The organism is Streptomyces sp. NWU339 (assembly GCF_003143855.1).
Classification (GTDB): Bacteria; Actinomycetota; Actinomycetes; order Streptomycetales; family Streptomycetaceae; genus Streptomyces.
Map to the genome: position 1 here is coordinate 16,080 of NZ_QFRK01000048.1, position 12,671 is coordinate 28,750.

Genomic DNA, 12,671 nt, shown 5'->3' on the forward strand with positions numbered 1-12,671 from the left:
GGTCGGGTCAGTCCAGGGCGCAGCAGTCCGGGTCGAGGCCCCGGGGCAGGCGGTCGCCGCCGAACACCGCGCAGGTGGCCTCGTGGCCGCCGAGCGCGGCGACGGCCAGCAGCAGCGAGCCGGCCGTCCAGGTGGTCAACTCGACCGGCCAGATCGCCTCGTCGTCGAAGACGTACCCCGTCCAGTACAGGCCGCTCTCCGGATCGCGCAGGTGCTGGATGGACTGGAGGATCTCCAGCGCCCAGTCGGACTCGCCCATCACCCACAGGGCCAGGGCGAGTTCGGCCGACTCCCCGCCGGTCACCCACGGGTTGGGGATCACACAGCGCACCCCGAGTCCGGGGACGACGAAACGGTCCCAGCCCTCCGCGATCCGGGCCTTGGCCTCCGTGTCGGTGAGGGCGCCGCCCAGTACGGGGTAGTACCAGTCCATCGAGTAGCGGCCCTTGTCGAGGAACCGCTCCGGGTGGTGCCGGATCGCGTGCCGGAGCGCGCCCGCCGCCAACTCCCAGTCCGGCTGCGGCTCTTCCCGCTGCTCGGCGATGGCCAGCGCGCAGCGCAGCGCGTGGTGGACGGAGGAGCAGCCGGTGAGCAGCGCGTCGGTGGTGACCGTGCCGTCGTCGTCGCGCCGCCAGCCGATCTGCCCGCCGGGCTGCTGCAGTTTCAGTACGTACTCCACCGCCGCGTACACGGTGGGCCACAGGCGGTCCAGGAAGGTGTCGTCGCCGGTGGAGAGGTAGTGGTGCCAGACGCCGACGGCGACGTAGGCGACGAAGTTGGTCTCCCGGCCCCGGTCGGTGACGTCGTGCGGGTCGCCGTCGGCGTACGCCGCGTACCAGGAACCGTCCGCCAACTGGTGCCTGGCCAGCCACAGGTAGGCCCGCTCGGCGGCCTCGTGGGCGCCCGCGGCGTCCAGCGCCATCGCGGCCTCGATGTGGTCCCACGGGTCGAGGTGGTGTCCGCGGAACCACGGGATCGCCCCGTCCTCACGCTGCACGGCGAGGATGCCCGCGACGGTCGCGGCGGCCTGCCCGGCGGTGAGGACCCCGGGCAGGACGAGGTGTTCTGTCCGGGAGGTGGTCACTTGGCGCCCGCCCCGGCCTCGGTGCGCGGCAGATGTGGTTTGGTCGCGTACGCCACGAAGCTCTTGCCCATCACCGGGTTCAGGGTCCGCTCCGCGATGCGGGTCGCCAGCGGTTTCTTCATGATGTCCCAGACCAGCAGCTTGTGGTACGCCCGCACCGGCAGCGCCTTGTCGTTGTCCACGCCGAAGGCGCACTTCAGCCACCAGTACGGCGAGTGCAGCGCGTGCGCGTGGTGGGTGCCGTAGGGGCGCAGGCCGGCCTCGCGCATCCTGGCCAGCAGTTCGTCGGCCTTGTAGATGCGGATGTGGCCGCCCTCCACCTCGTGGTAGGCGTCGGACAGGGTCCAGCACACCTTCTCGGGCCCGTAGCGCGGGACGGTGACCGCGATGCGGCCGCCGGGCTTGAGCACGCGGACCATCTCGGCGAGGACGCCCTTGTCGTCGGGGATGTGCTCCATCACCTCGGAGATGATCACGACGTCGAAGGACGCGTCGGGGAAGGGCAGGGCCAGGGCGTCGCCCTCCATCGCCGTGGCGGTGGCCCCGGCGGGCGCCTCCCCGGCCTCCTTCATCGCCGCGAACCACTTGGCGACCTCGCGGATCTCCTCGCCGTTCCGGTCCAGCGCCACGACCCGCGCCCCGCGCCGGTAGCACTCGAACGCGTGCCGGCCGGCTCCGCAACCGAGGTCCAGGACACGGTCGCCCGGGGCGAGCGGGAACCGGGAGAAGTCGACGGTCAGCACGTGGCCCTGCTTTCGCGGTGGGAGGTGACGGGTTCTTCTGCGACGAGCGGCCGGTCCGCCGCGGGACCGGCGACGACGGGGGCGGCGCCTACGGCCTCCGCAGCCCCTGCGACCCCGGCGCGGGCCATCGCCTCGCGGTAGCGGGCCACCGTGCCCTCGGCCGCGCGGGCCCAGGTGAAGTGCCGCAGCACCCGCTCCCGGCCGGCCGCGCCGAGTCGCGCGCGCAGCTCGGGGTCGCCGAGCAGCCGGTTCAGTCCGGCGGCCAGCGCGCCCGCGTCGCCGGGCGGGACGGCCAGGCAGGTCTCGCCGTCGCGGCCGGCCACCTCCGGGATCGCGCCGCCGGTCGTGGCGAGCAGCGGCGTGCCCGTGGCCATGGCCTCGGCGGCCGGGAGCGAGAAGCCCTCGTACAGCGACGGCACGCAGGCGACCTGGGCGGAGCGCACGAGGTCGACCAGTTCCGCGTCCGAGATGCCCTTGACGAACTTGACGGCGCCTTCGAGCCCGTAGTGCTCCACGGCGTGCGCGACAGGCCCCTTGGTGGGGCGCTTGCCGACCACGACGAGATGGGCCTCGGGCTGCTCGACGCGGACCTTCGCCAGCGCCTCGACGAGGAAGACCAGGCCCTTGAGCGGCACGTCCGCACTGGACGTGGTCACGATCCGGCCCGGCACGACGGGCACCGACGCGTCCGGCGAGAACAGGTCGGTGTCGGCGCCGATGTGGACGACGTGGATCCGGTCCTGCCGTACGCCCAGGTGCTCGGCGATCTCCTCGCGGGAGGTGCCGGAGACGGTGAGCACGGACGGCAGCCGGCGGGCCACCCGCTTCTGCATCCTGGTGAAGGCGTACCAGCGGCGCACCGAGGCGCGTCGTCGCCTGCTCCCGGCGGCGTCCAGCTCCAACTGCCGGTCGACGGTGATGGGGTGGTGGATCGTGGTCACCAGGGGTGCGCCGAGGTCGCCGAGCAGGCCGTAGCCGAGCGTCTGGTTGTCGTGCACGACGTCGAAGTCGCCGCGTCGGGCCCGCAGATGGCGGCGGGCCCGCAGGGAGAAGGTCAGCGGTTCGGGGAAGCCGCCGGTCCACATCGTGCCGACCTCGAGCGCGTCGATCCAGTCGCGGTACTCGTCGCGGCCCGGGGTGCGGAAGGGGTCGGGCTGGCGGTAGAGGTCGAGGCTGGGCAGCTCGGTGAGGCTCAGCCCGTCGTGGCCCTCGTCGAGGACGGGGTAGGGCTGGGCGCCGATGACCTCGACCTGGTGTCCGAGGCGGGCGAGTTCGCGGGAGAGGTGGCGTACGTAGACGCCCTGTCCGCCGCAGAACGGGTTTCCCTTGTAGGTGAGGAGTGCGATGCGGAGCGGTCGCAAGCCATCGGCGGCGGAGGGACCCCGCGAGGGCCCGGCCTGACTGGCCTCAGCGGTCACCCTGGGCCCCCTTCTCCCTGCACGGTCCCGCGACTCTACGTCGGGACGTTAACCTGGAACAAGTTTCAGAGTTGATCGTTCCGAGGCTCCGAATCTACCGGCAGGTAGGGACGCCGGGAGCAGTGGATCAGGTGATTCACGCCACGACGGGACGCGTGCCATGCTGTCCGATCACCCACCCTCACCGACGGTCACGGAACGGGGCCCATGCCCGCGGAAGCCAACACGAAGAAGGCGGCCAAGGCGGCGATGCCACCCAAGCCGAACAAACCGAACAAGGCCGACAGGGCGGACAGGGCCGACATGGCGGCGATCATGGAAGCCTGCACCACCGGAACCTCCGCCGCCTCACCCCTGACCGAGCGGCAGGAGGCGCGCAGGCGCCGCATCCTGGACGCGAGCGCCCGGCTGGCCGGCCGGGGCGGCTTCGACGCGGTGCAGATGCGGGAGGTCGCGGAGTCGTCGCAGGTGGCGCTGGGCACGCTGTACCGCTACTTCCCGTCCAAGGTCCACCTCCTGGTGGCCACCATGCAGGACCAGCTGGAACGCATGCACCGCACCCTGCGGAAGAAGCCCCCGGCGGGCGACACGGCCGCGGAACGGGTCACCGGGACCCTGATGCTGGCCTTCCGCGCGCTCCAGCGCGAGCCACAGCTCGCCGACGCGATGGTGCGCGCGCTGACTTTCGCGGACCGCAGCGTGAGCCCGGAAGTCGACCAGGTCTCCCGCCGGACGACGATGATCATCCTGGACGCCATGGACCTCAGGGATCCCACACCGGACCAGCTCTCGGCGGTCCGCGTCATCGAGCACACCTGGCACTCGGCCCTGATCACCTGGCTGTCGGGACGCGCCTCGATCGCCCAGGTCAGGATCGACATCGAGACGGCGTGCCGACTGATCGACTTGACGGCTCCGAAGGGTGAAGCGCCGTGAAACCGAAACTTTCGACGACTTTCCGTTAGTCGCCGCGCACCACTCCCTCCTCCACCGCCGGTCAACCTTCGGCCATCCGCGGCCCAGTTGCGCGTGAACGGTTGACCGCTCCGCAGTCATTCGTATCGTCTGCGCTGCAATTCGGAGTTGAGCCCGAAACTTTCGCACCCAGGCCCAGCCCCAGACGCAGCGGAACACGGCACAGCGCGGCAGACGATCCCCGGCATCCGCACCACCCGCACGACCCGCACCACGGAACACGGGACCCCACCGGAGAAGGGATGACATGCTCATGATTGGAACCGGAACCATCGGCATCGGAAGGAGCGTGAGAAGGGGCGCCGGCGTCAGGGCCGGCATCCTCACGACCGCACTCCTCACCGTCACCGCGCTCGTGGCCCTCCCCCAGAGCACCGCCCACGCCGCCGACACCCTGGGCGCGGCGGCGGCCGAGCAGGGCCGCTACTTCGGTGCCGCGGTCGCCGCGAACCGTCTGGGCGAGGCGCAGTACGCCGCCACGCTCAACACCGAGTTCAACTCGGTGACGCCGGAGAACGAGATGAAGTGGGACGCCCTCGAGCCCAGCCGCGGCTCGTTCAGCTTCGGCAACGCCGACAGGATCGTGAACCATGCCCAAGGCCGGGGCATGTCGGTCCGTGGGCACACCCTGGTGTGGCACTCCCAGCTGCCGGGCTGGGTCTCCGGGCTCGGCGCCGCCGACCTCCGGTCGGCCATGAACAACCACATCACCCAGGTCATGACCCACTACAAGGGCAAGATCCACTCCTGGGACGTGGTGAACGAGGCGTTCCAGGACGGCGGCAGCGGCGCCCGGCGCAGCTCGCCCTTCCAGGACAAACTCGGCAACGGCTTCATCGAGGAGGCCTTCCGCACCGCCCGGGCGGCCGACCCGAACGCCAAGCTCTGCTACAACGACTACAACACTGACGGCGTCAACGCGAAGAGCAATGCCGTCTACGCCATGGTCAGGGACTTCAAGGCCCGCGGCGTGCCGATCGACTGCATCGGCCTCCAGTCCCACTTCAACCCCAACTCCCCCGTTCCCTCGGACTACCAGGCCAACATCCAGCGCTTCGCCGACCTCGGGGTCGACGTGCAGATCACCGAGCTGGACATCGAGGGCTCGGGCACCGCGCAGGCCACCAACTACGGCAACGTCGTGCGGGCCTGCCTGACGGTGACGCGCTGCACCGGCATCACGGTGTGGGGCATCCCGGACAAGTACTCGTGGCGGGCGAGCGGAACGCCGCTGCTGTTCGACGACAACTACGGCAAGAAGCCCGCCTACCACACCGTGCTGAGCGCGCTCGGCGGCTCCTCCAGCGGCGACCCCGGCGGCCCCGGCAACCCGGGCGCCGCCTGCACCGCCACCTACACCACGACGGAGGACTGGGGCAGCGGTTACAACGGCCAGGTGACCATCAAGGCGGGTGGTTCACGGATCAGCGGCTGGAGCGTGAACGTCACGCTGACCGCCCCGCAGAAGGTCATCTCGGTCTGGAACGGCACGCCCACCTGGGACGGCAGCGGCAACGTCATGACGGTGCGGTCCAGTTGGAACGGCACGCTGGAGGCCGGAGCCTCGACCAGCTTCGGGTTCACCGTGAACCGGAACGGCAACTCGACGCCCCCGCAGCTCGGCCCCTGCACGGCCTCCTGACCGAATCCCCGCCCGACCCCACGGGACCCCACGGACCGGCCCGCCTCCGCCGACGAGGCGGGCCGGTCCGTGGCGACGTGACCTCGGCCACCTCGGTTCAAGCCACTTCCGGCCACTTTCTTACGTACGGGTAGAGTGACGGCGTCGTCATCACCCGTACGGGGGGAAGCCGGTGCAATTCCGGCGCTGACCCGCAACCGTGAGCCGTCCACCGGGACGGCGAGCCGGAATGCCCCGAACGGTTCGTGACCGGCTCACGCGCCCGGCGGTCCGCCGGAGCGCGGCACCGTCGAGGGATACGGAGCCGAGCCGCCGGGATGTCCCGTGCTGCCTGGCTCCCCACAGGGAGAGAGGCATCCGCCGATCATGAACGTCCGTAGCAGCGCAGCGGTCCTGGCCGCCGTCGCCGTGATCGGTGCCGCCGTACCGGCCGCCGCCGACTCGTCCCCGTCCCCCTCGCCGTCCCAGCAGGCCCTGCCCACCGCCCTGTACGGCGACGGCGATCCGCAGTACGACGGCGTGTGGCGGCAGTCGCTCGCCCTGCTCGCCCAGCACACGGTGGGCGTCGAGCCGCCGAAGGCGTCCGTCGACTGGCTGGCGGGGCAGCAGTGCGCCGACGGCTCGTTCGCCCCGTACCGTGCGGACACCGGCACGGCGTGCGACGCCAAGACCATGGTCGACACCAACCAGACCGCCGCCGCCGTCCAGGCCCTCGCCGCCCTCGGCGGGCACGACGCCGTCACCGGCAAGGCCGTCGACTGGCTGAAGTCCGTGCAGAACAAGGACGGCGGCTGGGGCTACACGGCGGGCGGGGCCAGCGACGCCAACTCCACCTCCGTCGTCATCGGCGCGCTCGCCGCGACGGGCGAGAAGCCGGCCGAGGTGGTCAAGGACGGCAAGTCCCCCCACGACGCCCTGCTGAAGCTGGCGCTGCCGTGCGACAGCAAGGGCGGCAAGGGCGGGGCCGACGGTGCGGGCGCGTTCGCCTTCCAGCCGGACAAGAAGGGCGAACTGGTCGCCAACGCCGACGCCACGGCGGCGGGCGTGGTCGGCTCCCTCGGCGTGGGCCTGGTGGTCGAACCCGGCAAGGGCGAGGCGGCGGACGCCGGTTGCGAGAAGGCGGACACGCCCGAGCAGGCCGCAGCCAACGGCGCCGCCCACCTCATCGGCGTGCTCGCCGAGGACGGCCACCTCGTCTCCGCCCTCCCCGGCTCCGAGGACCAGCCCGACTACGGCAACACCGCCGACGCGGTGGTCGCGCTCGCCGCGCAGGGCGCCACCGAGCAGGCCGCGAAGTCCGTGGCCTGGCTGGAGAAGAACGCCGCCGACTGGGCCGCCCAGAGCGGCCCCGCCGCCTACGCCCAGCTGATCTTCGCCGCCCACGCGACCGGCACCGACCCGCGCGCCTTCGGCGGCAGCGACCTGGTGAAGCAGCTCACGGCGACCGGGCCGGCCGCCGAGAAGTCCTCGCAGACGGCGAACGACGACAAGGCCGGGCAGGACGAGAAGGACGAGGCGAAGGCCGAGTCGGACTCCGGGTCCGGCCTCTGGTGGGTCGGCTCCATCGTCGGGGTGTGCCTCGTCGCCGCTGCCGGCATCGGCTTCCTGCTGCGCGGCCGGAGCAGGAAGCAGCAGTCGTGATACGCCGGGCCACCGTGCTGTTCCTGGCCCTGCTCCTGCCGCTGCTGGCGGGCGTGGGCCAGGCGCAGGCCGCCGGCTACCGGTACTGGTCGTTCTGGGACCTGGACGGCGACGCGTGGACGTACGCCACCCAGGGCCCCTCCACGGCCCGTCCCGCCGACGGCGACGTCCAGGGCTTCCGGTTCGCCGTCAGCGAGGACTCCGCCGACGCGACGCGGCCCAGGGGCGCCGCCGACTTCGCCGCGATCTGCGCGAAGACCCCGGCGAAGGACGGCGAGAAGCGGGTGGCCCTGGTCATCGACTTCGGTACGGCCGCCGACGCCCCGTCCGGCGAGGCCCCGCCGGACGGCCGCACCGCCTGCGCCCGGGTCCCCGCGGACGCCACGACGGCCGAGGCCCTGGCCTCCGTCGCCGGGCCCCTGCGCTACAACAGCAACGCCCTGCTGTGCGCGATCGCGGGCTACCCGGAGAAGGGCTGCGGGGAGCAGGTGTCGGGCGGCGGCACACCGGCGCCCGAGAAGGAGGGCGACGCGAAGTCCTCGGCATCGTCGGCGTCCTCGGACGACGACGGCGGCCCCTCGCTCGGTCTGGTCGCCGGGATCGCCGCGGTGGCGTTGCTGGGTGCGGCGGCGGTCCTGCGGGTACGCCGTCGTGCCTAGGTCGGTGAAACCCGGCGACGCCCGGCCGCGGGGGCGCACCGGCACCGGACGTCCGGTGCCGTCGGGCGCCCCCGCCTCGCGCCGCCGGCAGGGCGACGCCCTGCATCCCGGCGCCTGGTGGCTGTGGGCCCTGGCCCTCGGTGTCGCCGCCACCCGTACCACCAACCCCCTGCTGCTCGCGCTCCTCGTCACCGTCTCCGCGTATGTCGTGGCCGCCCGCCGCCCGAACGCGCCCTGGGCCCGCTCCTACGGCGCGTTCGTCAAGCTGGCGCTCGCCGTGCTCGCCATCCGCCTGCTCTTCGCGATCGTCCTCGGCTCCCCCGTACCCGGCACGCATGTGCTCGTCGATCTGCCCGAAGTCCCGCTCCCCGACTGGGCGCAGGGCATCCGCCTGGGCGGCGAGGTCACGGCCGAGGCCCTCACGTTCGCCCTGTACGACGGCCTGAAACTGGCCACGCTGCTCATCTGCGTCGGCGCCGCGAACGCCCTCGCCAACCCCTCCCGTCTGCTGAAGTCCCTGCCCGGCGCCCTGTACGAGACGGGGGTGGCCGTCGTCGTGGCGCTGACGTTCGCGCCGAACCTGATCGCGGACGTCCAGCGGCTGCGCGCCGCCCGTCGGCTGCGGGGCCGCCCCGACCGGGGTGTCCGGGGGCTGCTGCAGGTCGGACTGCCGGTCCTGGAGGGCGCGTTGGAGCGTTCGGTCGCGCTCGCCGCCGCGATGGACGCCCGCGGTTACGGCCGTACCGCGCAGGTCCCGGCCGGGATCCGCCGCACCACCGCCGCCCTCACCCTCGGCGGGCTGCTCGGCGTCTGCGCCGGAACGTACGGACTGCTCACCGCCGAGGGCGCCGTCCACGGCCTGCCCTTGCTCCTGGCCGGTCTCGCCGCCGCGCTCGCGGGCCTGTGGCTGGGCGGCCGGCGTTCCCTGCGCACCCGTTACCGACCGGACCGCTGGGACGCCCGCGCCTGGCTGGTCGCCGGCTCCGGCGCGGCGGTCGCGGCGCTGCTCGCGCTCGCCGCCGCACGCGATCCGGCGGCCCTGCACCCCGGTGTGGTGCCGCTGGTCGCGCCCGCGCTCCCCCTGTGGCCGGCGGCGGCCGTACTGATCGGCCTGCTCCCCGCCTTCGTCACCCCCGCACCCGAGGACACCGGCAAGGAGCCGTCGTGATCCGCTTCGAGAACGTCTCCGTGACGTACGACGGCATGCCCGAACCCTCCGTACGGGGCGTCGACTTCGAGGTGCTGGAGGGTGAACTCGTCCTGCTCGCCGGTCCGTCCGGGGTCGGCAAGTCCACCGTACTGGGCGCGGTCAGCGGCCTCGTCCCGCACTTCACCGGCGGCACTCTGCACGGCAGGGTCACGGTGGCCGGCCGCGACACCCGCACCCACAAGCCGCGCGAACTCGCCGATGTCGTGGGCACGGTGGGTCAGGACCCGCTGTCCCATTTCGTGACGGACGTGGTCGAGGACGAACTCGCCTACGGCATGGAGTCGTTGGGTCTGCCTCCGGACGTGATGCGGCGCCGCGTCGAGGAGACCCTGGATCTGCTGGGCCTGGCCGGCCTGCGCGACCGTCCCATCTCGACGCTCTCCGGCGGCCAGCAGCAGCGGGTCGCCATCGGCTCGGTGCTCACCCCGCACCCGCGGGTGCTGGTCCTGGACGAACCGACGTCCGCGCTGGACCCCGCGGCGGCCGAGGAGGTCCTCGCGGTCCTCCAGCGCCTGGTCCACGACCTCGGCACCACCGTCCTCATGGCCGAGCACCGGCTGGAACGCGTCATCCAGTACGCCGACCAGGTGGCGCTGCTGCCGGGGCCGGGCGAGCCCCCGCTGCTCGGCACGCCGGCCGAGGTGATGGCGGTTTCCCCGGTGTTCCCGCCGGTGGTGGCGCTGGGCCGGCTCGCGGGGTGGTCCCCGCTGCCGCTGACCGTGCGGGACGCACGCCGTCGGGCGGCCGGTCTGCGGGAGCGGCTGGCCGACGCGGCGAGGCCGCCGCGGGAGCCCGCCCGGGAGACCGCCGAGGACGCGGCGCCCGCGCCCTTTGGTCGGCGCCTGTTCAAGCGCACCGAGACGGACGCCTCGACTCCCGCCCCCGTGGCGGAAGTCCGCTCCCTCGCCGTCCGCCGTGACCGCATCCAGGCCCTGCGCCACATCGACCTGACGGTCGCCCCCGGCGAGACGGTCGCCCTGATGGGCCGCAACGGCGCCGGGAAGTCGACGCTGCTCGGCGCCCTCGTCGGCCTGGTCGAACCGTCCGCCGGTTCGGTCCGCACCGGTGACGCCGTGCCCCACCGCACCCGTCCCCGCGACCTGGTCCGCCGGGTGGGACTCGTCCCGCAGGAGCCGCGCGACCTGCTGTACGCGGACACGGTCGGCGCGGAGTGCGCCGCCGCGGACCGGGACGCGGAGGCGGAGGCGGGCACCTGCCGCGCCCTACTGTCGGAGCTGCTCCCCGGGGTCGCGGACGACACGCACCCCCGTGACCTGTCCGAGGGCCAGCGCCTGGCCCTCGCCCTGGCCGTCGTCCTCACCGCCCGCCCGCCCCTGCTCCTCCTCGACGAGCCGACCCGCGGCCTGGACTACGCGGCGAAGGCCCGCCTGGTCGCCGTACTGCGGGGGCTGGCCGCCGAGGGCCACGCCATCGTCCTGGCCACGCACGACGTGGAACTGGCGGCGGAACTCGCCCACCGGGTGGTCCTGCTCGCCGAGGGCGAGGTCATCGCCGACGGTCCGGCGGCCGAGGTGGTCGTCGCGTCACCGTCCTTCGCCCCCCAGGTGGCGAAGGTCCTGGCCCCGCAGCAGTGGCTCACGGTCTCCCAGGTGCGGGCGGCCCTGTCATGACCCCCGCACGTACCCCGACCGCCCTCACCGGCGCGCAGCGCCAGGCGCGGGCCGTCCGGCTGGGACCGCGTTCGCTCCTGGCGCTGGCCCTGGTGAGCGCGGTGGGCGTGGCCGCCTTCGGCTGGCCCTTCCTGGCCCCGCCCGCCTCCACCCTCAACGCCCACGCGCAGGACGCGCCGTGGCTCTTCGCGGGGCTGCTGGTGCTGCTGGTCGCGGTGGTGGCGGCGACGATCTCGGAGTCGGGCCTCGGCCCGAAGGCGGTCGCGATGCTGGGCGTCCTGGCGGCGACGGGCGCGGCCCTGCGCCCCATCGGCGCGGGGACGGCCGGTCTGGAACCCATGTTCTTCCTGATGGTGCTGAGCGGCCGGGTCCTCGGTCCCGGCTTCGGCTTCGTGCTCGGCTCGGTGACGATGTTCGCGTCCGCGCTGCTCACGGGCGGGGTCGGCCCGTGGCTCCCGTTCCAGATGCTGGCGATGGGCTGGTTCACGATGGGCGCGGGCCTGCTCCCGGGCCCGGACCGCCTCCGGGGCCGCGCCGAGCTGTGGATGCTCGCCGCCTACGGCTTTCTGGCGGCCTTCGCCTACGGCACGGTGATGAACATGGCGGGCTGGCCCTTCATGGCCGCCCTCGCCTCGAACATCTCCTTCGACCCGGACGCGTCGGTCCCCGCCAACCTGGCCCGCTTCATGGCGTACTGCCTGGCCACGTCCCTCGGCTGGGACCTGGGCCGGGCCCTGCTCACCGTCGTCCTGGCCCTGACCCTGGGCGCCCCGGTCCTCCGCGCCCTGCGCCGTGCCACCCGCCGAGCGGCTTTCGAGACGCCGGTCACTTTTACGGGGCACCGCTGAGTAATCGCCCCGCACGCCCACGGTGACGGCGACGGCCGACCACGGTGAACCACCCCACATGACCTCGATCACATACGAAGCGGTGTCGTAGCCCTCAGCGCGCCCCGCTCCTCTTCCTCCGCCCCCTCCGAACTGCGCGCATGGCCACGGACCGCACGCCGACAAACCGCACCGAATGCGACCACCAATAGTAAATACGGTCATTGCGGACGAACCCTCGGAACTGCTTCTGTGGAGCAGTCGCCAGGCGCCGACGTGCCCCCACGGGCCGCGGCGCCGACGTATGCCCCGCCCCCGCACCATGTGCGGTCCGGCACCGGGCCCACGGCGACCGCCCTGCACCCGAAGAAAGGCCCCACGTGTCCGCCGTTTCCATCCTCCGCGCCGTCGCCACCCCGAAGAAGGCCCTCGCCGGTGCCGCCCTCGCCGCCGCGACCTGCGGCACGCTGATCGCCGCCACCCCCGCGCAGGCGGCCACCACGACCACGGGCTCGGCCCAGGCGACCGCGCAGCAGATGATCGGTGACTCGGCGCAGTACCAGTGCTTCTCCAACATCGTCCAGCGTGAGAGCAACTGGAACCCGACCGCCACCAACGCCTCCAGCGGCGCCTACGGCCTGGTCCAGGCCCTGCCCGCCACCAAGATGGCCTCGGCCGGTTCCGACTGGAAGACCAACCCCTCCACCCAGATCAAGTGGGGTCTCGGCTACATGAACGAGCGCTACGGCAGCCCCTGCGAGGCCTGGGACTTCTGGCAGTCCAACAACTGGTACTGATCCACCCGGCACCAGCCCCCCTGCACCACCCGCACCACCCCGCA

General features: G+C 72.9%; 11 protein-coding genes and 1 riboswitch. Of the genes, 8 read left to right on the forward strand and 3 right to left on the reverse strand.

Going from position 1 to position 12,671, the window contains the following annotated elements; all coding sequences use genetic code 11:
* Positions 1–7: 7 nt before the first annotated feature.
* The 3 genes from DIZ27_RS35305 to DIZ27_RS35315 are packed head-to-tail and all read right to left on the reverse strand — an operon-like array spanning position 8 to position 3,245.
* On the reverse strand, positions 8–1,084 hold the full coding sequence (locus tag DIZ27_RS35305; RefSeq protein WP_109382497.1) for a prenyltransferase: 1,077 nt from the start codon (positions 1,082–1,084) through the stop codon (positions 8–10).
* Positions 1,081–1,827 (reverse strand): class I SAM-dependent methyltransferase, encoded by a 747-nt coding sequence (locus DIZ27_RS35310; protein ID WP_109382498.1) that lies wholly within the window; start codon positions 1,825–1,827, stop codon positions 1,081–1,083. The genes DIZ27_RS35305 and DIZ27_RS35310 overlap by 4 nt, the downstream gene beginning before the upstream one ends.
* Positions 1,821–3,245 carry a glycosyltransferase family 4 protein gene (locus tag DIZ27_RS35315; RefSeq protein ID WP_258308687.1) on the reverse strand — a complete coding sequence of 475 codons (1,425 nt, stop codon included), beginning with the start codon at positions 3,243–3,245 and terminating at the stop codon, positions 1,821–1,823. The genes DIZ27_RS35310 and DIZ27_RS35315 overlap by 7 nt, the downstream gene beginning before the upstream one ends.
* Positions 3,246–3,452: 207 nt before the next feature.
* Here DIZ27_RS35315 and DIZ27_RS35320 point away from each other — a divergent pair, with 207 nt between their 5' ends.
* From DIZ27_RS35320 to DIZ27_RS35355, 8 genes are all read left to right on the forward strand, one after another.
* On the forward strand, positions 3,453–4,181 hold the full coding sequence (locus DIZ27_RS35320) for a TetR family transcriptional regulator (RefSeq protein ID WP_375232038.1): 729 nt from the start codon (positions 3,453–3,455) through the stop codon (positions 4,179–4,181).
* Between the two features lie 292 nt (positions 4,182–4,473).
* Positions 4,474–5,862: an endo-1,4-beta-xylanase gene (locus tag DIZ27_RS35325; RefSeq protein WP_109382525.1), complete on the forward strand. Its 1,389-nt coding sequence runs from the start codon at positions 4,474–4,476 to the stop codon at positions 5,860–5,862.
* Between the two features lie 118 nt (positions 5,863–5,980).
* A riboswitch (cobalamin riboswitch) is annotated at positions 5,981–6,117 on the forward strand.
* A 111-nt stretch (positions 6,118–6,228) separates the two neighbouring features.
* Positions 6,229–7,503, forward strand: coding sequence for a prenyltransferase/squalene oxidase repeat-containing protein (locus tag DIZ27_RS35330; protein WP_109382499.1), 1,275 nt, complete (start codon positions 6,229–6,231; stop codon positions 7,501–7,503).
* Entirely contained in the window at positions 7,500–8,162 is a 663-nt protein-coding gene (locus DIZ27_RS35335) for an SCO2322 family protein (protein ID WP_109382500.1), read from the forward strand. Before DIZ27_RS35330 ends, DIZ27_RS35335 begins: the two co-directional genes overlap by 4 nt.
* 55 nt (positions 8,163–8,217) lie before the next feature.
* Positions 8,218–9,330, forward strand: coding sequence for an energy-coupling factor transporter transmembrane component T (locus DIZ27_RS35340; RefSeq protein ID WP_109382501.1), 1,113 nt, complete (start codon positions 8,218–8,220; stop codon positions 9,328–9,330).
* A complete protein-coding gene (locus DIZ27_RS35345) occupies positions 9,327–11,003 on the forward strand; it encodes an ABC transporter ATP-binding protein (RefSeq protein ID WP_109382502.1) in 1,677 nt (558 codons plus the stop codon). Before DIZ27_RS35340 ends, DIZ27_RS35345 begins: the two co-directional genes overlap by 4 nt.
* On the forward strand, positions 11,000–11,851 hold the full coding sequence (locus tag DIZ27_RS35350; protein WP_109382503.1) for an ECF transporter S component: 852 nt from the start codon (positions 11,000–11,002) through the stop codon (positions 11,849–11,851). The genes DIZ27_RS35345 and DIZ27_RS35350 overlap by 4 nt, the downstream gene beginning before the upstream one ends.
* Before the next feature lie 359 nt (positions 11,852–12,210).
* A complete protein-coding gene (locus DIZ27_RS35355; RefSeq protein WP_109382504.1) occupies positions 12,211–12,627 on the forward strand; it encodes a transglycosylase SLT domain-containing protein in 417 nt (138 codons plus the stop codon).
* Positions 12,628–12,671: the final 44 nt, after the last annotated feature.

What these genes read in the sequence shown, in the direction of transcription:
- DIZ27_RS35320 (WP_375232038.1), top strand. Translation starts at nt 3,453, where the DNA reads ATGCCCGCGGAAGCCAACACGAAGAAGGCGGCCAAGGCGGCGATGCCA.
- DIZ27_RS35325 (WP_109382525.1), top strand. Translation starts at nt 4,474, where the DNA reads ATGATTGGAACCGGAACCATCGGCATCGGAAGGAGCGTGAGAAGGGGC.
- DIZ27_RS35330 (WP_109382499.1), top strand. Translation starts at nt 6,229, where the DNA reads ATGAACGTCCGTAGCAGCGCAGCGGTCCTGGCCGCCGTCGCCGTGATC.
- DIZ27_RS35350 (WP_109382503.1), top strand. Translation starts at nt 11,000, where the DNA reads ATGACCCCCGCACGTACCCCGACCGCCCTCACCGGCGCGCAGCGCCAG.